Below are 22,274 nucleotides of genomic sequence, written 5' to 3'. Positions count from 1 at the left end.
CTCACGAACTTTCAGCCCGGCAAGGTGTCGGGATGACAAGTGGAATGGAACCCTGGTCAATTCGCCCATTTTCTGCGGCGCGCCCGCAGTAACTGTGTCCATGGAGCACAGGGTCGACGGTTTGCTCCAGCTCAGGGCTCGGACCTTAGACTTCCAACCGAATAGCCGCGGCGGCGATATTCGAAGCGAATTTGGCCCGCCGTTGAAGACGTCACAGTCCAGGACCTGTTCAAGGTCGGCCACAGGGGCAGCATTTACGTGGAATCGGCCTGGCGAGGCCGGACGTCGGCTGCGGAAGCGAGCCCGAAGTCAGCGTAACCGAAAGCAGAAATCCTCCGTTGAGGACGAGACCTGAAATTGAGGAAACGAAACGAAATGTCTCACGCAGCGCTTGGCCCTGCCGTCAACAAGAATGGCGAGGCCCTTTCCCGCCCGTTCGTCAAATGCCTCCTGCGGCTGATCCGTGCTCAGGATTTCCACGGCTCATGCCAACGGAAATCGGACACTTGGCTGCTGGCCGATTTCATTATCACCGAGGAACTGCGCCGGAATATCCACTCATTGGCAATCCGGATCCGGACGTGCTGTGGAGGCTCGACATGTCGGAGCTGGCGATCGAGGAGCGCTCAGGCGTGATGACATTGTCAACAACAGAAATCAAACGGCTGTCGAGACGTCTCCGATTCGGCTTCGAGACTCTCCGGAAACTCGCGGATACCGGCGCGAAACTGGTCGGCGATGAGACTGCAGCTATTGCCTATCCCGAAGTGGCGCGGGCGTGAAGAAACCCATTTTCGAGGAAGGATCATGTCAAACCTGGATGAGATGGCGAAGAAAGTCCGAAAGCTTCAACTGCGCGCGGCAATTGCCAAGACGAACTTGCGCGACCTTGCCGAGGGTCTCCCGGTCAAATGGATTGAGATAGAGGAAGTCGCCGAGAAAACGCATGCCGTTTATGCCGAGTTGGATGGTGCCAGGAGAGAGCTTGCCAAAATGAAGACTTTGCGATGAGGAGCAAATTCATCAGCCGCGACGGCTCAATATGGGTGCCGGAATATCTGATCGCTATCGATGGCAAGATCTGTATCGGCTGCGGCCGCTGCTTCAAAGTCTGCTCGCGGGAGGTCATGCATCTTTACGGCGTCGATGACGCGGGTGAAATCCTCGGCGCCTGCGGCGCCGATGACGACGATTTCGACGGTGAGCTCAATCGTATGATCATGGTTGTCGACCATGCCGGCCGCTGCATTGGCTGCGGAGCCTGCGGCCGCGTCTGCCCAAAGAACTGCCAGACCCATCTCGCGGCCGACCAGATCGCAGCATGAGCTGCATGATTTGACGAGACAAAATCAGGAGAACGGCATGCGCTTCATCATCTTTTGTCGGCTCCTCGGGCTGGTCCTGTGCGGCAACGCTGTGGCGGTTTACTTCGCCTCGCATTCTTTCCGTCTAGCAGTCGTCACGACGCTGGGCTGCTCGCTACTTCTTCAGCTGGGCTATTTCGTAAGTGTGCTCTTTCTGATTTGGCGATCCAGCTGCGCTGGCAAAGCCGGCCAAGGGGCTGAGCTTTTCGATGGGTCCCAGGAAGTTCGGTACCAGTCGCGCGACGATGAGCATAGGAATGAAACTCAAGATGTGCCCCAGCGCAATCAAACGCTCGGCATATCGCTGCTCCTCCCTTGAGGCGCCGTAACAAGATCAGAGCGCAGATTCATTATTCAGGCTGTGGTTCCCTGGTAGGGTCGAAGGCGACGGCATTCTCATCGTTCTACCGCCCAGGGGAATGCAGTTTCGGTTCTCCGGGCGGATTCGCCGATGACGGTCCTGTGTTTCGGCGTGCGATTTTGACACCTGAGGCGGGGAATCGGCGTCCAATTTTGACCCCGGTTTGGAGTGCGCCCCTGAGGGTGGACAGATATCAGGCTGCTGATTTGCCAGTCTGCCGGATGTGTTGATCCTCGCGATCATCTGCGCGACCGCATTCGCCGCGCCGTCTCTCGTGGCCGCGCCCTCTTGAATTGAAGGTACAGACAGTTCCTCTTTTAAAAGCGACATCCGCCCTGTCCGTCAGCGGAGAACAGTCGGAGCTAAAACCCGGTCACCACCAGGTCGAAATGGCAGCGAACGACCTTGCGGGGGCGCTCGGGTTCAGGCGTAGGTCGATGCCGAGAGGCACGTTCGGCATTGTCCGATAACCGACAATGTCGGGTATGCAACGTAGAGGAAGCTGACTCTTGGGTGTTTTTTAAATGCTTTTTGGCTTGGCACGGTACATGCTCGTTATTGCGCAAAACGCACGGATTGAGTGGTTCCACCGCCACGAAAGTCGCTAGCTTACGCCACCTCCCAAGGCGAACCCGGCCCGGCAGGGAGCTCCGTCTCTGCCGGGCATGCCTTTCAGACGACTCGCGTTCAGAAGAGCAGCAAGTTCACGTCAGCAACACCGACACAGATTACTAATCAGTTGCTGGATACCGCTAGGACCCACACGCTCGTCAACTACAATCCGACGACTTACGGCCGCGGCGAGCCCAGCCTTTCGAGGGCATTGGCACCCGTTTCGATCAGGTAGACGAGCACTTCGATCGAGCAGCTGAAACCTCTGTGACGCGTTGAGCGCCACAAAAATCGCCTCGCGGAATCCGGCTCGGCAACCGTGCAGTTCCTGCCGGTCCAATCGCAAACAAGAGCCACTGCGTTTTTATCGAAGTCTGTTGGTTTGGCAGTCTGGCTGCACTTGCAAAGCTGGCAAAAACGCAGATGTCGACCGCGTGTCGTCCTAGGTTTCCTAGGCGATGGTCGCCTCATCGCAGCATGGCGACATGTGGATCGCTTCGTCTCAATCGCAAGGAGAGCGCTGGAAATCCCCAAAGCTCTGATGGGTGGTCGGAGAGCGCGGCCGACCAATCCAAGCAGCGCTTATGGAACGAGTTTTGCGTGGCTATTTCAGCTGAATGATCATCGCCGGAGAGAATATGCTGGAAAAATTCGAGCGTTACCCGCTCACCTTTGGACCCACACCCATCGAGAAGCTCGACCGGCTCGGCAAGCATCTGGGCGGCAACGTGGAGATCTACGCCAAACGCGAGGACTGCAACTCCGGTCTGGCGTTCGGCGGCAACAAGCTGCGCAAGCTCGAATACATCATCCCTGACGCGATCGCGTCAGATGCCGATACCCTTGTCACCATCGGCGGCGTGCAGTCCAACCACACGCGGATGGTCGCCGCCGTTGCCGCCAAGATCGGCATGAAATGTCTCCTGGTCCAGGAGAGCTGGGTTCCACATGAGGATGTCGTCTACGACCGGGCCGGCAACATTCTCTTGAGCCGCATCTTGGGCGCAGAGGTGCGTCTGGTCGACGATGGCTTTGACATCGGTATCCGCCGCAGCTGGGAAAAAGCGCTCTATGAGGTCAAGGCAAGGGGCGGCAGGCCCTATGCGATACCGGCCGGGGCGTCTGTTCACCCGAATGGAGGCCTCGGCTATGTGGGGTTCGCGGAGGAAGTGCGCGCCCAGGAGGAACAGCTCGGGTTTGCCTTCGACTACATGGTCGTTTGCACGGTCACCGGTTCAACGCACGCCGGCATGCTCGTCGGATTTGCCAAGGACGGTCGGCAGCGCAACGTGATCGGTATCGATGCCTCTGCTACCCCGGCCAAGACCAAGGCGCAGGTGCTTAGCATTGCCCGACATACAGCGACCCTCGTCGAGCTCGGATCGGAACTTGCCGAGGATGACGTGGTGTTGCTGGAGGACTACGCGCACCCGCGGTACGGCATTCCATCCGAGGAAACCAAGGAGGCGATCCGTCTGTGTGCGCGGCTCGAGGGTATGATTACCGATCCCGTCTATGAGGGCAAATCGATGCAAGGGATGATTGACCTCGTTCAAAAAGGCTTTTTTCCTGAGGGCTCGAGGATACTCTACGCGCATCTCGGCGGCGCGCCGGCCATCAACGGTTATGGCTACACCTTTCGCAATGGCTGATGCTCGACAGCTCTCCACGTGCTGTGCCTGCCGTAACAGCGCTCCGCCAGGTTTGACCGAAGGCCCGTTGGCAAACTTCAGCGGGCAGTTGTTAACTGCCGCCACGACGTGGGGTCGTGGTGCTGGCATGCTTGGCAGCATTTGCCTGTGCTCAATGTGTCCTGAAGCCGCATAAGAAGGGAGAAGACGTGTCCGTTTGACTTTTTTGTCATTTTGCGGTGCGGCGATAATCGCCGTAAATTTTATAAATTGTAAGCCACCGAAGATATCCGCAGGCGCGTGGTATCTACTTGAGCAGGTATGGAAGCTGTGACCAAGCGTGCTCGAGCGGGGTCGTCGTCGGCGAGCACATCGCCGGACACCCCCAGCGCGGCGGTGAGCTGGGCCAGCATGGGGGAGGGGAAGAGGCGTCCCCCGCGACGTGACCGCGGGCAGTCGGTATCCGGTTTAACGAGGCCTTGCTCATACCTATTGCGAGCGTCGACGAGACTGTCGTCCCTTCGGCAATTTTGACCGAAACGGCGCGTTCAGCCGGCGCGTTGCCTTCGGGCGGGTTCATCCACCTGGCGCTCTTTCAGCACTACGTGCGGAGGGGGTTGGGCTACGACGTCGCAGAGCCGCTCTATACGGAGGGGCGCGCGCGGCGAGGCGACGATGAGGTCGAGTTGTCCCCCGATCGCCTCTACGTAGCTCTAAAGTGTCGACAGATACGTATTGGCCTGTTGCTCGATCTTCGAGACAGAGGGCTGGTTGATCTTGAGGGGCAAGGCAATCTCCGCCTGGGCCTTCCCAGCCGCACGGCGCAGACCGCCGAGGCACTCGACCTCCGTCCTTAGCTCTTCGAAACGTGCATCGACACGCTCCCGACGCTACTCAGGGAGGGCTGCGATCACGTCATCAAGCCTGCGTTCCATGTCTTCCTCTCCTTCTTGTTCGCCGCCGACCGGCGGTGAGATGCCCTTGATGGCATTTGTCCAATGGCGTGTTGATTGGTGGCCCGGAACGGGAAGCGGCATCTGGCCATTGCCATCGCCCGGGCGCTCATCCGCGTCAGCGGGCGCGGCTACTTCGACGGAACAACTGACCGCACTGCTCGATCCTCTCACGCATGATTGCGAGATCATCGAAACCGGACATGAATCCTGGCGCTCCAAGAACCGCGCCTGATCAACACATCGCCCAAGACGATCCGCGCTCGCCGGGCTTCGCAACCCGGACCAGCTCCGCCCGGCGAGCGCTAAACGCGATGCGCTGCCGCCAATTTTTACCGGGATATTGGCTGCGGCCAAGCAAGAGGGACATCTTCTCAAAAAAAGCAAAACTGGGCTCATTATCGATGTAGCACCGCCAAAGTGCTCTACTGGGTGCATTTGCAGAGCGCGATTGACGAATATCTGGGAGGGTTTTGCGCCGAGCTGGAACGGTCCGTGCAGTCCAAAATGCGTTCATAGGAAATATGATCACTTGGCGAAAACGGCTGTTTGACCCGAATCTTTCTTTTCAGTGGCTGAGCGGAGTCAGATTGGTCGATATCTGCAGCGTGATGGGTGTTGCAATCAACGATGCCCAAATGGCGAACAGCATCTGGCGGTCAAAGCCCTCAAGGGATTTGGCGGCCGCATCCTTGCGGGGGTCGACGACTTAGACAGGGATACTTATCGCGCCGTCCATGCCGTCGCTTCGCTGGCGTGATCTACATCCTTGCTTCCAGAAGAAAGGCAGGGACACGCCCAAGTGCGAAATCGATCTCGTTAGGCGCGATTGAAGGCGGCCGAGACGCACGATCGCGAAAACTATGGGAAGGAACAAAGTTATGACGAAGAATCACCGGCCGAATGACCAGCGGCAACGTGTTTGCGGATTTTGGCTTTGATAATTCCGAAGAGGAATTGCGGAAAGCCAAGCTCGCCCGTGAGATCCGCGCCATCATTATGCGTCGGCGCCTCACTCAAGCCAAATCAGCTCAATTGCTTGTTATGAAACAGCTCGACATATCCGCCGTAGTCATGGGCGAACAGGCAAGTTCTCTATAGATCGCCCGGTGCGCTGCCTCGATCGACGCGCGCTTATAAGGTGGACGTTGTGGTGCGCCACAAGCCGCGCAAATCGGCACGGACGGCCGAAGCAGCCTAATCATTGGCGCGAGCGTGGGGTCCAGCTCTCGACAAGATCGGCTTCCTCGGAGATTTCCATCTCCTCGTCCTCCTGGCCAATTTCGGTTGCAACGAGGATCATGAGTGCCGAGCTGCCCTTTGCGCCCCAGTTTAACCCACGAAGCGGTTCGCTTCGCAGCGGCACGGACGACCTTATCCGGACGACGATGGTTCTTCCGATTCTTAAGTCCAAATGCTCTCTGGCGTGAGGATCTCGAACGGAACAATCCGCTGTTCGATTAACCGTGTGTCCGTGCGTTCGATCATGCGCAGCATCACATTGATGAGTTCTTCAGGCATCCTGTCGACGGGATGGCACAAGGAAGCAGTAATCAGGCCTTCGCTCAATCCCTTGCGTGCCTCGGGCCCGATGTCGCGGCAGACGACCCGGATTTTGCACTGCTGCTCCGCAGCGAGCTCGCGCATAGCACGCAGAACGCCGGAAATGCCGCCGCCATTAACGAAGATGCCCCGGAGCTCCGGCTCCTCCGCTATCAGCCTGCGAACGATTGCATAGGCGTTCTTCGGCGCCTCATGGGTCAGCAGGGTTTCGCTGACGTGGAACTTGGGCGCGTGCTCGCGCATGTAGGAGCGAAAGCTCGCATCCGAGATGTCTTGGAACTGATAACGGTTGCTGCCGATGAGAGGAAAGATCTTGCCGGGCCGACCGGACGTCTGGCTGATAAACCATGCTGCGGTGCGGCCGGCCTTCCAGTTGTCGGTTCCCACAAAGCCGGCCCGGCTGGCGGCGGACAGGTCAGTGACGTAGGCGATCACTGGAACGCCTTTGAGGCGCAACTCATCAATCGCCTGGCCGACGAGCGGGTGATCGGCCGAGATTACCGCGATTGCGTCGGCGCTTCCGCCTATCTTCAGCAGATTGGCAGCAACCGCTTCGGGGGAAGGGTCGTCCTCGAAGAGCACGTCTGGCTCAATAACCGCATCTGTGCGTCGCGCGCAGGCACCTAGAAGCGCCTCGGCCCAGATCCGGCAGAGCGGCCGGTGCGATTGCTGCATGAGAAAGCTCAAGTGCCGATGCGGGAGATTGTCCCGCCTGCGTTCGTGCAGCGGCCCCGAACTGCGGAAGCCGATCTGCTGCGCTGCGCTCAAAATGAGGTCGGCCGTCTGCGGTCGCAGTGTGCCAGTTCCGTGCAAGAGCCTATTGACCGTGGAAACACTTACGCCCGCGGCTTTCGCCAGATCGGCGATCGTTGGCCTGTTCATCAGCCGCCTCTCATTTCGTGAATGACGTCTACCAAGTGCAAACGCCATCTAGTCAGCGACGAAGGCGGAGTAGGCCCAAGGAGAGGTCTGACATATTGCACAAAGCTTCGCGCCGCCTGACGCCAATCGGCACGATTGTTCGCCCGCGGCCGCCATTTTTCCCGATGGCACCACGCGCGCTGCGGCTGTGCGATCCGAAGCCACGCGGCGCGCTGCAACGCGAAGGCGCCAATCTGGCTGACGTCAACGGACAGTGCTTTCTGGACCTCGACAACACTTTCGCCATTCTAATTCATTGGGATGGCTTTGCCCCGGCGCTTGATGCGGTCACGCGTATCGTTCGTGACGGCAGCCGCCTTTTCAATCCTATGGAACAGCCCTTCGAAACGGCATCGAAGGCACCCACCCTGGTCGTGCTGAACACCACAAAGAGAAGGAAACGATCTATGGAACAGATTGCCACCGTCGGCCCGGACCTGGGGCGCTCACGTCATTTCATGGGCGGCCACGGGTGCCTCTTTGCAGCACCGGAATTGCTCCCATCCCGCTGCGCGAAGATTACACTCGATGCAGGTCCCGCAACCGAAACCCCAGCTATGTCTATGTTCGCGGTCTCCGCTATAGCAGGTGTGGCTTCCCTCGCAGATGAGCTTCACCAGCACCTCGCCGCCCAGCCAACCCGCCAGCGCCCAGGTCTGCGCCTTGTCGCGCCGCATGAGGGGTGTGTGAATGACGAGATGCGTCTCCATTCCAAGGTTAAGGGCAAGTTGCATCGCTTTGACTGCGTCATCCCGACAATCCGGGTAGCTGAAACGATCCGTCTCGGACACGCCGATCACGAGGTGTTTCGCGCCCATCCGGTAAGCTATCGCGGCCGCAAAGCCGAGGAACAGAAGGTTGCGGCCAGGCACGAAGGTATTTGTTAGACCGTTCGCGTTCAGTGCGACCTCGACGTCGCGCGTGAGCGCGGTATCACTGATTTGACCGAGCACGGCCATGTCGATCATGTGGTCCTCGCCTAGTCGCCCACGCCAGGCCGGAAAGTCTGTTCGAATGCGCCCGAGCAGGTAGGGCCGCACATCGAGCTCGATCCGGTGCCGCTGCCCATAGTCGAAGCCGATTGTCTCGACGCGCTCGAAGTTCTCGAGCGCCCAAGCCAGGCAGGTTGTCGAATCCTGGCCGCCGGAGAAAAGGACGAGTGCGGTTCCCGGATCTCGTTGCATCGGGTCAACCCTCGTATTCAGCCCAGCACAGCGGCGTCTCATAGACCGTTACCGAGCACATTTGGCCAAGAAGCGGCTTGGTTTGGTTCCAGATCCAGACCGCAATGTTTTCCGCTGTCGGATTGTCGAGACCCTCAACCTCATTCAGATGCTGATGGTCGAGACGTTGCAGAAGCGGTCCGAACACAGCCCCGACATCGAAGAAGTCGATGACAAAGCCCGTGTCTGGATCGACGGGCCCTTCCAGACGCAGTTCCACACGGTATGAGTGGCCATGCATGCGGTGACAGCGGTGGGTCTCTGGCACGCGCGGAAGACAGTGCGCTGCCTCGAAGGTGAAAGCTTGCGTAATTTTCATGGGATCCCGAGAAACTTGTGGGTTTGAAGGCTCAAGCGCCAACGTGGGTTGGCAAGACAATAGGCCACTGCGGCGGCCGTATTCGCCTCGCGTTCGGGCCCATCCATCGGCTGAAGCAGAAGGTGCTCAAACGCGAGAACTTCGAAATGTTCGGGCTCCGCGCCAATCCGAGGATATACAAGCTTTAGCTCGTCCCCTGCCATGACCACGAGGCGTGCATTGCATTTCGGACTGACGCACAGCCAGTCGATGCCGGCGAGTGTGGGAATGGTACCGTTGGTCTCCACGGCAATTTCAAACGCCAAGGAATGCAGAGCTTCCAGGAGTTCTTCATCGATCTGGAGGAGGGGTTCCCCTCCGGTGAGCACGACAAGACGCTGCCTAGTTCCCGACCCGCGCCAGGCTTGTTCGACCGCCAACGCAAACTCTTGTGCGGTGGCAAAATGTCCGCCACCGGGGCCATCTACCCCAACGAAATCCGTGTCGCAGAATTCGCAGAATGCTCTTGCCCGGTCGCCTTCACGTCCCGACCAAAGGTTACAGCCGGCGAAACGACAAAATACGGCAGCCCGCCCGGCATTTCGTCCTTCACCTTGAAGGGTGTAGAAAATTTCTTTGACCGCATATGGCATGGCTTAAGCGGCCTTCGAGTGAGCAAGGGAGCATCTCTGCTGGCTTAGGAGACGCGGCAATCGGTGGGAAATGTCCCACTGCAGGTTTTGCAGTTCGTTCCACCATCGAGGCTGATTGCCGAAAACCCACTCACCCGAACTCCACGCAGAATTAGGTTTCAGCGGGCGGAGGCTGCGGGGAAGGGCCTCTCCCTCCTTGAAACCTATCACCTCGAAAAACGCCGCTATCACGCCGGTCATGGCGATGATGCCTTGACGACGACGAGGCGTGAGAATCCTGGTGTCTCCTCGAAAGCCTGCCTCACAGCACGGAAGAACTCGCTCATCAGCCGCAAGCCGCGCTCCAGGATGAGGCGGTCGAGCGATGAGTAGGTCGTGTGCGGCGGCAGGGCGCCGAGAAAATCCGCCATGTCCTGATCGGTGATCTGAAGGGCTTCATCGATGGTCTTGCCGACGATGAATTCGGTAAATGTCGAGGAAGCGGTTATGGCCGAGCCGCGGCCGAAGGTCTGGAACGTTGCGGCAGTAATCGTCTCGGTCTTGGGGTCGAAACCCATTATCAATTTAAGCCCGTCGCCGCAGGCGACGGCGCCGACCTCGCCGGCCGCATTGGGGGTGTCCAAAGCGCCGACATTGTGCGGGTTGATGAGATAGAGCTTGTCGTTGAAGAGGTAGACGTTGTCGGTATTATCCCGCACGGCGCCGATCCTTGTCGTGATGGCGGCTAGCCGAAGGACTTGCCGCAGGCGCATTTGTCCCGCGCATTGGGATTGTCGAAGACAAAGCCCGAGGACTCCAGGTCCGTGACGAAGTCAACGGTCATGCCGGCGAGATGGGGCTGGGAGTTTGCGTCGACGAACACCTTGAACCCGTCCGTCTCCATGATGGCATCGCCCTCGCGCGAGACGCTTTCCAGACCCAACAGGTATTTGAGGCCGGCGCAGCCGCCCGCCTCGACCATGATGCGAAAGCCTTCCGCCGGTTCGTCGGCGCGGGAAAGCGCGGTCTTGATGGCAGCGACGGCGTTTTCAGTAAGTGTGATCATGGGACTATTTTCTTGCTGATGCTTCGCAAGTTTCTTGCTGATGCTTCGCAAGCTACGCTGCACAGAACGTGCCAGAGAGGAAAATTCAATTAAACAACGGGTTAGCTGATTTTGCGCCCTGTCTGACATCTAACAATTGTCGGATGTCGGACAGAGTGAACCTTGCGTTCAAAAAGCGGCATCGGACACATCGCCAGTGGCGTCGCCTGAGCCAGCGTTTTCGATCACATGAATGTTGACCAGTGTAAGGGTGGGAACTCTTAAGTCGTGCTGCGCTCCAAAAGCCGCGCCATCGTGACCACGCAGTGCGGTGGCGAACACCGGGTGGTCGATAGCCGCATCGATCGCGCTTCCTCGAGGGCGCAGTCGATTCTGCGTCGGCTCGTGGGTGCCGAACACCACTCGCGTGCTCGGTCCATGGACTGTAGTGCGGCCGCCATCTCGCGAGGGCCGACTGAGGCGTTCAATATGCCGTGAAGCCAGGAGGTGGGCCAACACGCCGCCCAGGCAACAGCGCAATCACCGCCACGGCGGCCACGGCCGCGATTAGAGGCCGCGGACAGTTCCAGTTCTATCGCAAACCGCGGTCTGGCTCGTCCGCGTCCAAAACGAAACTCGAGCGGCCACCGGTCTCGCCGTCACATCGAAGGAGAGAAATCGCTATCTGTCACAGCTACTCGTCGGCAAGGATCCCGTCACGGCCGACATAGGGAAATACCCAAGCATCGTGGTTGCAGTCATGCTTGGAAAAACCGGTGGTCAGTGCCCCCGCCAACAACGCCGCCGATTAGCGCTGCCGCAAGGCGGGTACTGACTGTCACGCTATCGCTATCCAATGCGTTGCAACAGATTCGTCAAACAAGTTTACAGACTCTTTGCGAACTCAAGTCGCTGACCATGATACGTTCGCTTTAAGGCAGAGATTTGCCGTAGCTGATCGTCGAAATAATTGGTTTGGAATGCGTGAACATAGAACCTGCAGCGTTGAATCGCAAGCCGCATACAGAGAGGCCCTTTAATGGATATCGACATTTTTGAAGCTTACGAGTCTAACGTTCGTCGCTATGGACGATCCTTCCCAACAGTCTTTACAAAGTCTCTTGGGGCGACAATCTGGGACGAGTCCGGAAAACCTTATATTGATTTCATTGTTGGGTCAGGTGCGCTCAATTACGGTCATAACAATCAAGATATTATGGCGCCGGCAATTCAATATCTCGCCAACCAAAATATCGTCTTGTCGCTTGATATGTACACAACTGCAAAGCGTGATTTCATCGAAGTGTTCGTCAATTCGATCCTGAAGCCCCGGGGCCTTTCTTACAAGATACAGTTTCCTGGGCCAACCGGGACAAACGCTAACGAAGCGGCGTTGGCGCTGGCGCGAAAATATACCGGCCGCTCGAGTGTTATGGCCTTCACAAATTCGTACCATGGCATGTCACTCGGCTCCTTGGCTGTATCGGGTTCAGCGTCAACCAGACAGCTTGGCGGCGTTGCTCGCCACGACGTGATCCGTGTCCCTTACGAGAACTATCCGAACCAAACTTTCGATTCCGCGAGTTACATTGATCACGTGTTGGGCGACCCGGGCAGCGGCATAGAAAAGCCGGCCGCAATCATCCTGGAGCCCATCCAGGCAGAAGGCGGCATGAACACCGCATCCGCACCATGGCTTGCAGAAATTCAGCGCATTTGCCGTAAGCACGACGTCGTTTTCATCGTCGACGACATTCAGGCAGGTTCGGGACGAACGGGCGATTTCTTCTCATTCGAGTTCGCGAAAGTCGAGCCCGACATCGTGTGTCTTTCGAAGTCCCTAAGCGGTTCAGGTAATCCGTTGTCCATAGTTCTGATTCGCCCCGAGATGGACATATGGAAACCGGGAGAACATAGCGGGACCTTTAGAGGCAATAATCTCGCCTTTGTGACTTCCGCGGCCATGTGCAAAATGTGGTCCGATAGGCAGTTTACTAAAGCCGTTGAGGGGACGGCCGTCAAACTGCAAGAACACCTTGATCGCCTCGTTGCGAAATTCCCTAAGTGCATCGAACAAAAGCGCGGCCGTGGTCTGATGGCCGGCCTCAAGTGCCGATCACAGGCCGTTGTTGGCCGTGTGCACGATGTCGCGTTCGAAAACGGCCTGCTGATCGAATCGTCGGGGCCAAATCGCGACGTCATTAAAGTCCTTCCGCCGATAACCATCTCAGATGACGAACTTGATCACGGAATTGCCATCCTCGATCAGGCACTACAGGAGAAAACAAATGGCGACTAACCAAGCACGTCAAACGCCGGCCATCTCGCCTCTTACGATCGAGGAACGAACCGGCTCGATCAGCACTGCGGAGATCATCTCGGTCCTAAAAGGTGAGATCACGGCTCTGCATATCAGCCAAGCTTTCAGCACCGAAATAGCCGAGGAGATCACCGCGAAGTTTTTTGGCAGTCCCGGTCTCAGGGAGCGCAAAGATGGCGTCCCCGGACAATATGTGGGCGCATCCCACTACAGGAAGGATGCAGCCACCTATTTCGCGGAGGCAGAAACTGCGCGGCCGCACGTTGACGCTCTTTTTGGCAATTTAGTTGATCCGGTCCGAGCCCTCTTCGACGCGTTGAAGCGCGAGCTTCACAAACAAGGCATTGAATTGCGGCTGGCGCGCTCAGAACACGGTCAGGCTAACGTTTGTCGGGCTCTCAGTTGGACCGGCAGCGGCACGTTTTCCTTGGACCCCCACGACGATGTCGCTCAAGTGCTACGTGCCGGGAACGATTACGAGCTATCTGCGGTGGCGCACAATACCGTCGCCGCGCTCAACTTCTACCCCAGCATGTCCGAGGAAGGCGGCAATCTGCGGCTCTGGAGCCACAAGCCGACAGTTGACGACCGAAAGTCGCAGGGGGTGGAGACAACGGGCTATCCCTATTCTGCAGTCTATCTAAAGGATGTGCCTTGTCGCGACATCCGGCTCAAGGCCGGGGACATCGCCTTACTTGACGGCGGTTTCGTTCATGGGGTCACTGGTCAAGCAGGCAACGGAAAGCGTCGCGTGCTGCTAAACAGCTTTTTCGGATTTGCCCGGCCAGATCTTGTTCTCTGGTGGACTTGAAGTTAAGGATGTCGCAGCGACTGACTGCGCTTCCGCCGACAGGTATCACATCGGTCGCAACCCGAGGGGAGCCTTTAGTCACAGCCGCCCTGTCCGCATTACCCGGCGCTCCACTGTTCGCGGTGCCAAGCTGAACAGGCATCGCGAGGTGATGTTAAGCAAGGCAGACGCAACGCGAGAGGTGATCTAGCAGGCTTCTCTGATTGGGGTCCTTGGGGTCAAGCTCCTCCTGATATTTTTTTCCGGACCATGTCGCCCCGCGGGTCACTCGCTTCTCTTCGCGGTCGACGTTAGGCCGCCGCATGATGGGGTCAGTAGGGCGAGGCGTCTCAATCTGTTGAACGACCTTGAGAGAGTTCGTCCCAGGATCGTGCCTGCTAACGAGATCGCCTTGCCCATCGTCCCCGCGGGAACGATCCGGATCACGCCCTTTCGGGCGGAATCAACTCCTCCTTCGTTGGTCTGTTGTCCCTATTTCATGCCGATACGGGGCCGGGTGCCTTGCCGAAGCGGAATTCTGTCCCGTCGCTCCACATGCGATGCAGAATGACAGCGAGCTTGCGGGCAACAGCAACTCGGGCTCGGGCCATACCGCGCCGCTTGGCGACGTTCATACCCCACGCTCTGAGGCACGACCATTTCTTGCTGAGCACAAGCAGCGAATGAGCCGCTTCATAGAGAGCCGTGCGGGCGAGCTCGTCACCGCATCGGCTTACCTTGCCCTGAATGTCCGTCTCGCCTGATTGATAGCGTGCCGGGGTCAGACCCAGATGCGCTCCGACATCGCTCGATCGGCGAAAGCGGTCCGGCTGATCGACCGTGGCACGAAAGGCGAGCGCGGTGATGGGTCCCACACCGGGCCCGGACATGAGTCGCCGGCAGACTTGCTCCTTGCGGGCGATATTGAGGACTTGCTTTGTCAGTCGCCCGAACTCGCGGAGCATCGTGGCCACGATCGCCAGAAGCGGCTCGACAAGCGCCATGACGACCGTATCTGCGCCAATCAGTTCGCGCACGCGATCGGCGAAAGCTGCACGACTTGGCGTGCCGAGCTTGATGCCGGCCTCCCGCAGAATCGCTCTGATCACGTTCTCGATGGATCGCATTTCATTGAGGACCGTGCGTCGTGCGACGAGGAGGGACCGCCAGCGCCGACACTGCTGGCTCTTCACATGCACCTGTCGATACCAGCCGGTGCGCATGATCTGCGCCAAGGCGCGGGCATCATTCCGGTCCGTCTTGTTCGGCATCGTCTTCATCGCCGCATTGGCCAGTCGGGTCTCGATGCAAATGGCCGGCAATCCTTCGGCGCGAATACCGTCATAAAGCCAGGCCGCCAGCGAGCAGGCTTCGAGCCCGATGCGGTCCAGCGGCAGATCGATTTTCCGCAAGACCTCATAAAGCGCCCTCGGCTCACTCGCCGCCCGCCCTTCCTTCACAATCCGGCCGCTCTCGTCGACGACGCAGATGGCGGTCTCTTCCAAAGACACGTCAAGTCCGGCAAAATACTTCATGGCTGCTCCTCCTGATGTTTGTGGCGATCTACATCGACCACGTTCTCACATCTCGATAGGAGCAGCCGCCCTCAATTTGGCTCGGGCGAGACCCCAATCACCCCATCTGTTGAACAACTGTTTTGTTTACGGAACGTGTCGGAATCAGATCAAGCACAAAGCAAATTCAAAACGGGTATCTCCGCTCTTTTTTCAGCCTCCTAAGCCAAGAACGCAGTCGCGTCATGTGGCAAGGAACCTTCGCACCCACGCAACCGACCATCGCGACTTCCGCGGATCGGCAGCAGCGAATTGCTCCTCTTTGTACGCGCTGTAAAGGCGGAGCATCGCCTCGGCAAAACCTGAGAGGCTGCTGAACATGTCGGCGGCTCGCGACGGTGAGATGTCAATGTCCGCCAATACTGGGTGGCTCTATATTCGATCGAAAGCGCCCGAGGCATCCTCCGCATGATGCCTCGGGCGGGACGAGGGGTGCGGTAGCCCGTCTGGCGCACTCCGCGCCCCCCAAGGTCTGCTCGCTTACTGAGACGTAATTCCCCCCAAAGCCACCAGGCCAGGTCACACAGCCATCAGCACATGGCCCCGTCGAGGTCGATTGCTTGCGACAATGCCGAGCCTTGATTGTCATTCAACAGCGGCGGCTTAACCGGAGATTCTGCCGTTACTTAACCCATTGGAACCGCACTTATTGACCTGCACCACCTAGTCCTGCTTGAGCCGCACCGTGGCCCTGCGGGGCAGCGCTGCATCTTCACCAGAGCCACATCATAGCTCGAACCGATCGCCGGCAAACTGCCGCGCTTGACTGGCATTATTCGCCTGTCATGACAAAGCCTTAGGGTATCCTCATCAAGGTAGCCCAAAAGAGATCGCCTAACCCATCGCAACATTCAATGCGCCAAGTGCGGTCCGCGTGGCGCAATTCGTCATTCGACGCCCTTTTTTGACACGTCACGAACAGATCCTCAGATTTTTTGCGATACCCCCGCCATTTTCGCAGTGGTACACCTTTTCTGCCACATTCGGACATCTCGAAACTGCGTGTCTTGGGTGACGGAGTTGTAGTTCTGACGTTGCTATCGAGGAATCCCGCTGTGAGATTTTCAGGCTTTCGCGTTCTTTCTGAAGCGCTCAAAGGTCATTCTGGATGGAAACCTTTATGGCGCAATCCTGATCCGCAGCCGTTTTACGATTACGTCATCGTTGGCGGCGGCGGGCACGGCCTCGCGACGGCTTATTACCTGGCCAAGACCTTCCGGCAATCCCGTATCGCCGTTTTGGAAAAGGGTTGGTTGGGATCCGGGAATGTTGGCCGAAACACGACAGTCATCCGTTCGAACTACCTACTGCCCGGTAACGGGCCGTTCTACGAGTTTTCACTGAAGCTCTGGGAGGGGCTGGAGCAGGAACTGAACTTCAACTCGATGGTCTCCCAGCGCGGCGTCATTTACCTCTTTCACTCGGATTGGCAGCGAGATGCGTATCGACGCCGCGCCAATTCGATGGCGCTCGCCGGTGCGGACGCGCGCCTGTTAAGCCGCGAGGATCTCAAGGCGATGCTTCCTTTCTTGAACTACGACAATGCGCGCTTTCCGATCCATGGCGGCTTTATGCAGCCACGCGCGGGGACGGCACGGCATGACGCTGTCGCTTGGGGCTACGCTCGTGGCGCCGATCTGTACGGTGTGGACCTTATCCAGAATTGCGAGGTGACAGGTTTTCGCATCGTTGATGGCAACATCCGTGGTGTGGAGACCTCGCGTGGCTTCATCGGTGCCAACAAGGTCGGCGTGGCAGTGGCGGGCTCCTCGAGCCGCGTCATGGCGATGGCGGGGATGCGCCTTCCGATCGAGAGCCATGTCCTGCAGGCGTTCGTCACGGAAGGTCTCAAGCCCATTATTCCTTGTGTTATCATGTTCGGCGCGGGGCACTTCTATATAAGCCAATCCGATAAGGGCGGCCTCGTCTTCTGTGGCGAAATCGACGGCTACAATTCCTATGCGCAGCGTGGGAACTTGCCGATGGTGGAGGATGTCTGCGAAGGCGCCATGGCCGTGATGCCGATGATCGGTCGGGTGCGGCTCCTGCGGCAATGGGGCGGCGTTATGGACATGTCGATGGACGGCTCGCCAATCATCGACCGCACGGGCATCGAAGGCCTTTATTTTAACGGGGGCTGGTGCGTTGGGGGTTTCAAGGCGACGCCCGCCAGCGGCCACGCCTTCGCCCATCTTCTTGCGACCGATACGCCTCATGAGACTGCGCGCGCTTACCGACTCGATCGCTTCGCAAGAGGATACTTAATCGATGAAAGCGGCGCTGGTGCGCAGCCGAACCTACAGTGAGGTCAAAATGCTCATTCCCCATCCAGTTCTGGGTTTGCGCGATGCAAGAGAATTTGCCTATCTCGGAGACGCCCGGCTTATCGACCGTCCAGACCCATCTGCACCCGATGCCGAGGCCGCCTTTTGCGACTATGTATACTTGCGCGACAATCCAGCGGGCGCGCACCGGGAATTGTGGTTCCACGAGCACGGCGACCACTCCTGGCTGGTCGTTACGCGCAATACGATCACCCACGAAATTCTCGGCGCCGAGTTGGCCCACGACGTGGCCCTTGCGCGCAAGAGGAGCGTAAAATGACGCGGCTCTCAGGCGGATTAATCGACCGTACACAAACACTGAACTTCAAGTTTGACGGAAAACGCTACCAGGGGCATCCCGGCGACACGCTTGCCTCGGCGCTGTTAGCCAACGGCGTTCGCCTGATTGGGCGCAGCTTCAAATATCATCGTCCCCGCGGGGTGTTGTCCGCCGGTTCGGAGGAGCCAAATGCCTTGGTCGAGCTGCGCACCGGCCCGCGACAGGAGCCTAACACACGCGCGACAACGGTCGAGCTGTTCGAGGGACTGGAGGCGCGAAGCCAGAATCGCTGGCCCTCGCTTGGTTTCGACGCAATGGCTATCAATGACCTGTTCTCACCGCTGTTCACAGCCGGGTTCTACTACAAGACCTTTATGTGGCCGAAAAGTTTCTGGGAAAAAGTCTACGAGCCAGCCATCCGTAGGGCGGCAGGACTCGGCAGCATCTCAATGCAGGCCGATCCCGATGCCTATGACAGGGGCTTCCTGCATTGCGACTTGCTGGTGATCGGCGGGGGGCCAGCCGGACTTGCTGCGGCGCTGACGGCCGCTCGCTCAGGCGCACGTGTGATCCTGGCGGAGGAGGATTTCCGCCTGGGCGGGCGGCTGTTATGCGAGACGGAAACACTGGGCGAGGCCCCGCCCCTCGATTGGATTTCAGCGCTGGAGTCAGAATTCGAGAGCCTGCCACGTCTTCGGGTGATGAGCCGAACCACGGTTTTCGGCGTCTATGACCACGGCATCTATGGTGCGGTGGAAAGGGTTTCGGATCATCTTGCGCAGCCAAGAGGCCGCGTACGCCAGACACTTTGGCGCATAACGGCGAAACGTGCCATCTTGGCTGCAGGCGCGATAGAGCGACCCGTCGCTTTTGCGGACAATGACCGTCCCGGCATCATGCTGGCCGGCGCGATGCGAGCTTACGCGAATCGCTGGGCAGCGTGCCCATCCGAAAGGGTCGCCGTCTTCACCAACAACGAGAACGGTCACCGTACCGCCTGCGACCTCGCCGCCAAGGGCGTCGAGATCGCCGCTGTCATCGACGCGCGCCCAGAGGCGAAGGCTCGTGGTGATTACCGTTTAATCGCCGGCGGGGTTGTGACCGGCTCGCGCGGCCGTCTTGGCCTAACCTCGATTGAGTTTCAAACAAAGGGCAGGTCCGAATGGATCGATTGCGGCGCCCTTGGGGTCGCGGGCGGCTGGAACCCGAACGTGCATCTGGCTTCGCACCATCGGGGTAAGCCGACCTGGAATGAGCTGCTGCTGGCGTTCCTGCCTGGCGAGTACGGGCCTTCTGGGTTGCGGGCGGCGGGCGCTGCAGCGGGCCGCTTCTCGACCGCGGAAGCGCTGCGTTCGGGTGCGGAAACGGCGAGATGTGCGTTGGCAGACATAGGGATCACGGCGAAATCTCTTAATTTTCCGACCCCGGAAGAGGATGCATATAAAATCGCACCCGTCTTTCACGTGCCGGGTAGGAGACGCGCCTGGGTCGATTTCCAGAACGACGTGACGGTGAAGGACATCAAGCTCGCCCATGCCGAGAACATGCGGTCGGTAGAGCATTTGAAACGCTATACGACTTTGGGCATGGCGACGGATCAGGGCAAGACCGCCAATGTGATCGGGCTCGCCGTAATGGCGGAGCTCACTGGAAAAACAATCCGGGAAACCGGAACTACAATCTTCCGCCCGCCCTATACTCCCGTGGCACTGGCGGTCCTGGGGGGCGGCGATATAGGGCCGCATTTCCACCCTCCCCACTTGACGCCGACCCATCGGTGGGCCGAAGCCCAAGGCGCGGTATTTGACGAGTCTAGCCCCTGGCGGCGAGCCGATTATTTTCGCCGTAAGGGGGAAACGCACTGGCGCCAGAGTGTAGATCGCGAGGCGCAGGCCGTGCGTAGCGCCGTTGGCTTGTGTGACGTCTCCACGCTCGGAAAGATCGACGTGCAGGGCACCGATGCGGGGCAGTTTCTCGATCGTCTTTACAGCAACATGATGTCGACGCTGAAGGTCGGCCGCGTTCGCTATGGGCTGATGCTGCGCGAGGACGGCTTTCCCTATGACGATGGTACCTGCGCGCGACTCGCCGATGACCACTATGTGGTCACCACAACGACGGGCAATGCGGGCCTGGTTTTCCGAAATATGGATTTCGCCAGGCAATGCCTCTGGCCCGAGCTTGACGTACAGCTCATATCCACGACGGAGGCCTGGGCGCAAATTGCTGTCGCAGGTCCGAGATCGCGTGCGCTGCTCGAGCGGGTCGTCGACGGGTTCGACTTATCGAACTACGCGTTTGCTTTTATGGCTTGCGCGGAACTAACGGTTTGCGGCGGTCTGCGGGCGCGGCTCTTCCGCGTCTCATTCGTGGGAGAACTTGGCTACGAGCTTGCGGTTCCCGCCCGCTACGGGCATGCACTGATGAATCGGCTGATGGAGATGGGTGAAGATCTGGAAGTGACACCTTTTGGAGTCGAAGCGCTATCTGTCCTAGGGATGGAAAAGGGTCACGTCGGTGGAGCCCAGCTTAACGGCCAAACCACTGCCGAAATGCTCGGACTCGGCAAAATGGTGTCGCAGAAGAAAGACGCAATCGGCGCGATCATGTCTCGGCGCGAGGGGCTGGCGGGAAATAAGCGCCGACTGATGGGTCTTCAGCCCGTCGAGCCTGGGAGCAAGATCGTTGTCGGCTCACATCTCTTCGCCGAAGGAGCAGCATTGAACCACGATACCGATCAGGGCTGGATCACGTCAGCCTGCTATTCGCCCCATGTCGGCTCAATGATCGGGCTGGCTTTCCTCGAGAATGGCTATGAACGGTTGGGCGAGGTGATCATGGCTGCGAACCCGGTCGAAGGGGAAAGCGCACGCCTGCGCGTCGTTTCGTCCCATTTCGTTGATGCTGAAGGAGTACGTCTGCGTGGCTAACCTGAGACCGCTCAAGGCGCTGGGCGCCGAAAATCCTCGTTACGCATCGTTTGCAGCGCTGGAGATTCGTGAGAACCTAGATTTGGCGCTTGCCTCTCTAGCGCTGCGCCGGAAAACCGTTGCACCCCAACCGTTCGGTTTGAATTTGCCGAGGCCGGGACGCTGGGTAGCAGATCAGGAAGTGGCAGCTTTCTGGACTGGACCAGGTCAGTGGATGGTTGAAGCCGAAGGCCGCGCCGAAGAGGACTTTGCCGCAGATCTGAAAGAGGCTGCCCGCGGTTGTTCGGTGACCGAGCAAACTGGTGGGTGGGTGGCTGTCGAAATTTTATCTCGGGCCGGCACAGGCCCCCTCGACGCATTGCTGGCGAAGCTAATCAACATCGATCTTGCCGGTTTCGGTCCGGGTCGCGCGACGCGTACAGTCCTTGATCACATGACCTGTTTCGTAATCCGCCGCAGCGAAACCCATGTCGCCGTGCTTGGCGCGCGCTCGTTTGGCGCTTCGCTCTGGCACGCGCTAGAAATTGCCTCAAGGAGGATAGAGTAAGGTAGCTTAGTGCAGGCTTTCCAATTCGCCGAATGGTTGCCAAGCCAGAAAAGGCTCGGACGTTCACGCGCTTTTATAGCAACAGCATTTGCGGATGACTCGTACGGGGTCGCCAAAAGGCGACGAGCCTTACTCACGGCTGTCGCGAGCCGAACGCGGCTTGGCGAGATGGCAATCACGCGGATGGACCTGACGGCAGCGCGAGTTCGGGCTGCGCCGGCGAAGACGCGGGATGCACGGGCGGCACCCCGGACACGGGCGATCGCCCGCGACCGCAAGATAGCGGCGGACACTGGGCATGCATCGGCAGACGCCGCGCCACTGCATGCTTCGCTACAATGCGGGCGGATTGAGCGGCCTTTGCAGCCGCAAATCGCTGGAGCTCCAGGCGCAGTGACGCCGACGCAGAAGGTCGCGTTGGCGCGTTGGTGGAACAGGGCCACGATCCTGGGCGCAAACGGCATGGTGCGCTGGCGGCGCAAAGACCTTAGGCCTTAAAGCGTGTCGCGATTAATTGGCCTCATATCCGGCAGCTTTGAAGAAGTTTCTGCATTCGGCTGGCTGGAACAGATGGCAGATATCGCCGAGAGCCTCGCAGAGGGCATCGAAGCTTCTGGCCGCCTTCTTTCGCAGCCTCGCCTTGAGTTTTGAATAGGCCATCTCGATCGGGTTGAGGTCTGGCGAGTATGGCGGCAGGAACAGGAGCCATGCGCCCCTTTGGCGAACCAGTTGCGCGGCGCGCTCGTTCTTGTGGAAGCCGACATTGTCGAGAATGACGACATCGCCGGGCGACAGTTCGGGAGCGAGCTGAGTTTCGACGTAGCGTTCGAAGATGGCGGCATTCATCGGCGCGTTGACGATCCATGGCGCGACAAGACCGTGGCATCGCAGCCCGGCGATGAAGGT

21 protein-coding genes and 1 pseudogene are annotated in these 22,274 nt (G+C 58.8%); 12 read left to right on the top strand and 10 right to left on the bottom strand.

The genetic code is table 11. The features are described 5' to 3' along the window. The first annotated feature begins 375 nt into the window (after positions 1-375). The 5 genes and pseudogenes from A3A9_RS41300 (at position 376) to A3A9_RS0125020 (ending at position 3,989) form a co-directional block, all read left to right on the top strand. Positions 376-782 (top strand): annotated as a pseudogene (locus A3A9_RS41300) (DUF269 domain-containing protein). 25 nt (positions 783-807) lie between these two features. Next, positions 808-1,011, top strand: a complete 204-nt coding sequence (locus tag A3A9_RS0125040) for a CCE_0567 family metalloprotein (protein WP_027033222.1) — start codon at positions 808-810, stop codon at positions 1,009-1,011. Continuing rightward, positions 1,008-1,325 carry a ferredoxin III, nif-specific gene (gene fdxB, locus A3A9_RS0125035; RefSeq protein WP_027033223.1) on the top strand — a complete coding sequence of 106 codons (318 nt, stop codon included), beginning with the start codon at positions 1,008-1,010 and terminating at the stop codon, positions 1,323-1,325. The genes A3A9_RS0125040 and fdxB overlap by 4 nt, the downstream gene beginning before the upstream one ends. 37 nt (positions 1,326-1,362) lie before the next feature. Continuing rightward, on the top strand, positions 1,363-1,683 hold the full coding sequence (locus A3A9_RS0125030; RefSeq protein ID WP_027033224.1) for an exopolysaccharide production repressor protein: 321 nt from the start codon (positions 1,363-1,365) through the stop codon (positions 1,681-1,683). A 1,292-nt stretch (positions 1,684-2,975) separates the two neighbouring features. After that, a complete protein-coding gene (locus tag A3A9_RS0125020; RefSeq protein ID WP_027033225.1) occupies positions 2,976-3,989 on the top strand; it encodes a 1-aminocyclopropane-1-carboxylate deaminase in 1,014 nt (337 codons plus the stop codon). Between the two features lie 869 nt (positions 3,990-4,858). Here the strand turns inward: A3A9_RS0125020 and A3A9_RS46535 are convergent. Continuing rightward, a complete protein-coding gene (locus A3A9_RS46535) occupies positions 4,859-5,278 on the bottom strand; it encodes a hypothetical protein (protein ID WP_167334839.1) in 420 nt (139 codons plus the stop codon). A 546-nt stretch (positions 5,279-5,824) separates the two neighbouring features. Between A3A9_RS46535 and A3A9_RS0125000 the strand changes: the two genes are divergently transcribed. Continuing rightward, complete coding sequence (locus A3A9_RS0125000; protein WP_027033227.1) at positions 5,825-6,022, top strand: XRE family transcriptional regulator; 198 nt, start codon at positions 5,825-5,827, stop codon at positions 6,020-6,022. A gap of 303 nt (positions 6,023-6,325) precedes the next feature. Here the strand turns inward: A3A9_RS0125000 and A3A9_RS0124990 are convergent, their stop codons facing one another. The 7 genes from A3A9_RS0124990 to A3A9_RS44230 form a co-directional block, all read right to left on the bottom strand. After that, positions 6,326-7,366, bottom strand: coding sequence for a LacI family DNA-binding transcriptional regulator (locus A3A9_RS0124990; RefSeq protein WP_027033229.1), 1,041 nt, complete (start codon positions 7,364-7,366; stop codon positions 6,326-6,328). A gap of 485 nt (positions 7,367-7,851) precedes the next feature. After that, positions 7,852-8,589, bottom strand: coding sequence for a 7-cyano-7-deazaguanine synthase QueC (queC, locus tag A3A9_RS0124985; protein ID WP_027033230.1), 738 nt, complete (start codon positions 8,587-8,589; stop codon positions 7,852-7,854). Between the two features lie 4 nt (positions 8,590-8,593). After that, positions 8,594-8,947 carry a 6-carboxytetrahydropterin synthase QueD gene (queD, locus tag A3A9_RS0124980; protein WP_027033231.1) on the bottom strand — a complete coding sequence of 118 codons (354 nt, stop codon included), beginning with the start codon at positions 8,945-8,947 and terminating at the stop codon, positions 8,594-8,596. Further along, positions 8,944-9,579: a 7-carboxy-7-deazaguanine synthase gene (gene queE, locus A3A9_RS0124975; protein ID WP_027033232.1), complete on the bottom strand. Its 636-nt coding sequence runs from the start codon at positions 9,577-9,579 to the stop codon at positions 8,944-8,946. Before queE ends, queD begins: the two co-directional genes overlap by 4 nt. Before the next feature lie 236 nt (positions 9,580-9,815). Beyond that, on the bottom strand, positions 9,816-10,277 hold the full coding sequence (locus tag A3A9_RS0124965; RefSeq protein WP_027033234.1) for an iron-sulfur cluster assembly scaffold protein: 462 nt from the start codon (positions 10,275-10,277) through the stop codon (positions 9,816-9,818). Between the two features lie 26 nt (positions 10,278-10,303). Next, positions 10,304-10,624 (bottom strand): iron-sulfur cluster assembly accessory protein, encoded by a 321-nt coding sequence (locus tag A3A9_RS0124960; RefSeq protein ID WP_027033235.1) that lies wholly within the window; start codon positions 10,622-10,624, stop codon positions 10,304-10,306. Positions 10,625-10,792: 168 nt separating this feature from the next. Then, complete coding sequence (locus A3A9_RS44230; RefSeq protein ID WP_152536176.1) at positions 10,793-11,026, bottom strand: hypothetical protein; 234 nt, start codon at positions 11,024-11,026, stop codon at positions 10,793-10,795. Positions 11,027-11,642: 616 nt separating this feature from the next. Between A3A9_RS44230 and ectB the strand changes: the two genes are divergently transcribed. Together ectB and A3A9_RS0124950 are read left to right on the top strand one after the other, a co-directional pair. Beyond that, entirely contained in the window at positions 11,643-12,902 is a 1,260-nt protein-coding gene (gene ectB / locus A3A9_RS0124955; RefSeq protein ID WP_027033236.1) for a diaminobutyrate--2-oxoglutarate transaminase, read from the top strand. Beyond that, positions 12,892-13,734 carry a hypothetical protein gene (locus A3A9_RS0124950; protein ID WP_027033237.1) on the top strand — a complete coding sequence of 281 codons (843 nt, stop codon included), beginning with the start codon at positions 12,892-12,894 and terminating at the stop codon, positions 13,732-13,734. Before ectB ends, A3A9_RS0124950 begins: the two co-directional genes overlap by 11 nt. Before the next feature lie 476 nt (positions 13,735-14,210). Here the strand turns inward: A3A9_RS0124950 and A3A9_RS0124945 are convergent, their stop codons facing one another. Next, positions 14,211-15,248, bottom strand: coding sequence for an IS110 family transposase (locus A3A9_RS0124945; RefSeq protein ID WP_027033238.1), 1,038 nt, complete (start codon positions 15,246-15,248; stop codon positions 14,211-14,213). Positions 15,249-16,342: 1,094 nt separating this feature from the next. Here A3A9_RS0124945 and A3A9_RS0124935 point away from each other — a divergent pair. The 4 genes from A3A9_RS0124935 to A3A9_RS0124920 are packed head-to-tail and all read left to right on the top strand — an operon-like array spanning position 16,343 to position 21,368. After that, positions 16,343-17,593 (top strand): sarcosine oxidase subunit beta family protein, encoded by a 1,251-nt coding sequence (locus A3A9_RS0124935; protein ID WP_027033239.1) that lies wholly within the window; start codon positions 16,343-16,345, stop codon positions 17,591-17,593. 7 nt (positions 17,594-17,600) lie between these two features. After that, complete coding sequence (locus A3A9_RS0124930; RefSeq protein WP_027033240.1) at positions 17,601-17,891, top strand: sarcosine oxidase subunit delta; 291 nt, start codon at positions 17,601-17,603, stop codon at positions 17,889-17,891. Next, the gene (locus tag A3A9_RS0124925) at positions 17,888-20,821 is read left to right on the top strand and encodes a sarcosine oxidase subunit alpha family protein (RefSeq protein ID WP_027033241.1); all 2,934 of its coding nucleotides are present in this window, start codon (positions 17,888-17,890) and stop codon (positions 20,819-20,821) included. The genes A3A9_RS0124930 and A3A9_RS0124925 overlap by 4 nt, the downstream gene beginning before the upstream one ends. Beyond that, the gene (locus A3A9_RS0124920) at positions 20,814-21,368 is read left to right on the top strand and encodes a sarcosine oxidase subunit gamma (RefSeq protein WP_027033242.1); all 555 of its coding nucleotides are present in this window, start codon (positions 20,814-20,816) and stop codon (positions 21,366-21,368) included. The genes A3A9_RS0124925 and A3A9_RS0124920 overlap by 8 nt, the downstream gene beginning before the upstream one ends. A 510-nt stretch (positions 21,369-21,878) precedes the next feature. Here A3A9_RS0124920 and A3A9_RS0124910 read toward each other — a convergent pair. Further along, a partial coding sequence (locus A3A9_RS0124910) for a transposase (RefSeq protein ID WP_027061204.1) occupies positions 21,879-22,274 on the bottom strand: 396 nt, incomplete at its 5' end.

This window comes from Mesorhizobium loti CJ3sym (assembly GCF_000472785.1).
In the GTDB taxonomy this organism is placed as follows: domain Bacteria; phylum Pseudomonadota; class Alphaproteobacteria; order Rhizobiales; family Rhizobiaceae; genus Mesorhizobium; species Mesorhizobium loti_E.
This window is presented reverse-complemented; position numbering and strand designations above follow the sequence as displayed.

What these genes read in the sequence shown, in the direction of transcription:
- A3A9_RS0124950 (WP_027033237.1), top strand. Translation starts at nt 12,892, where the DNA reads ATGGCGACTAACCAAGCACGTCAAACGCCGGCCATCTCGCCTCTTACG.
- ectB (WP_027033236.1), top strand. Translation starts at nt 11,643, where the DNA reads ATGGATATCGACATTTTTGAAGCTTACGAGTCTAACGTTCGTCGCTAT.
- A3A9_RS0124925 (WP_027033241.1), top strand. Translation starts at nt 17,888, where the DNA reads ATGACGCGGCTCTCAGGCGGATTAATCGACCGTACACAAACACTGAAC.
- A3A9_RS0125030 (WP_027033224.1), top strand. Translation starts at nt 1,363, where the DNA reads ATGCGCTTCATCATCTTTTGTCGGCTCCTCGGGCTGGTCCTGTGCGGC.
- A3A9_RS0125040 (WP_027033222.1), top strand. Translation starts at nt 808, where the DNA reads ATGTCAAACCTGGATGAGATGGCGAAGAAAGTCCGAAAGCTTCAACTG.
- queC (WP_027033230.1), bottom strand. Translation starts at nt 8,589, where the DNA reads ATGCAACGAGATCCGGGAACCGCACTCGTCCTTTTCTCCGGCGGCCAG.
- A3A9_RS0125020 (WP_027033225.1), top strand. Translation starts at nt 2,976, where the DNA reads ATGCTGGAAAAATTCGAGCGTTACCCGCTCACCTTTGGACCCACACCC.
- A3A9_RS0124990 (WP_027033229.1), bottom strand. Translation starts at nt 7,366, where the DNA reads ATGAACAGGCCAACGATCGCCGATCTGGCGAAAGCCGCGGGCGTAAGT.
- A3A9_RS0124930 (WP_027033240.1), top strand. Translation starts at nt 17,601, where the DNA reads ATGCTCATTCCCCATCCAGTTCTGGGTTTGCGCGATGCAAGAGAATTT.
- A3A9_RS0124945 (WP_027033238.1), bottom strand. Translation starts at nt 15,248, where the DNA reads ATGAAGTATTTTGCCGGACTTGACGTGTCTTTGGAAGAGACCGCCATC.
- queE (WP_027033232.1), bottom strand. Translation starts at nt 9,579, where the DNA reads ATGCCATATGCGGTCAAAGAAATTTTCTACACCCTTCAAGGTGAAGGA.
- A3A9_RS0124960 (WP_027033235.1), bottom strand. Translation starts at nt 10,624, where the DNA reads ATGATCACACTTACTGAAAACGCCGTCGCTGCCATCAAGACCGCGCTT.
- queD (WP_027033231.1), bottom strand. Translation starts at nt 8,947, where the DNA reads ATGAAAATTACGCAAGCTTTCACCTTCGAGGCAGCGCACTGTCTTCCG.
- A3A9_RS0125000 (WP_027033227.1), top strand. Translation starts at nt 5,825, where the DNA reads ATGACCAGCGGCAACGTGTTTGCGGATTTTGGCTTTGATAATTCCGAA.
- fdxB (WP_027033223.1), top strand. Translation starts at nt 1,008, where the DNA reads ATGAGGAGCAAATTCATCAGCCGCGACGGCTCAATATGGGTGCCGGAA.